The organism is Streptomyces luteosporeus, assembly GCF_039532865.1.
GTDB lineage: Bacteria > Actinomycetota > Actinomycetes > Streptomycetales > Streptomycetaceae > Streptomyces > Streptomyces luteosporeus.
The window spans coordinates 1-611 of the sequence record NZ_BAAASL010000075.1; the positions used below are offsets into that span (position 1 = coordinate 1).

General features: G+C 54.7%; 1 protein-coding gene. It reads left to right on the plus strand.

Features of this window, described 5'->3' with window-relative positions:
* Positions 1–611: ParB/RepB/Spo0J family partition protein (locus ABD361_RS30495; RefSeq protein WP_344440224.1), on the plus strand; the 611-nt coding region annotated here is incomplete at both ends.

A 611-nucleotide genomic window follows, 5' to 3' on the forward strand; every position in this document is an offset into this window, starting at 1 on the left:
TATCGATGCCGGATATCAGGTGATGGTGAAAAAGGTACCTGATGAACTGGCTGTTGCGGCATCAATGGCAGAAAACGAACAGCAGATGGCAATGCATCCGTCTGAACAGATCGCCGGGTTCCGCACACTGGCAGAGCAGGGGAAAACCCCCGCGCAGATTGGCGATTTGCTGGGGTTCGGTACGCGTCATGTTCAGCGCATGTTGAAACTGACCGAACTGGCTCCCGAAATTCTGGCGGCGCTGGCGAAGGATGAAATCACCACCGAACACTGCCAGGCACTGGCGCTCGAAAGCGATCAGAAACGCCAGGTGGAAGTGCTGGAATCCGCCCGCAAACGGTCCTGGAATAATGAAGTATCAGTTTCCTCGATCCGTAACCTCATTACCTCAGAAGAGGTTTCCACAAACGGCGACAAATTCCGCTTTGTGGGAGAGGCCGCATTCAGTCCGGATGAAATCCGGGTTGATCTCTTCAGCAGCGAAAACCGCGGCTATGTCAAAAGTGCATCGCTCGATACCGCCCTGCTGGAAAAACTGCAGAACATCGCGGAGCACCTCCGCGAAGCGGAAGGCTGGTCATGGTGTGATGGTCGTCTTGACCCGATTTCAC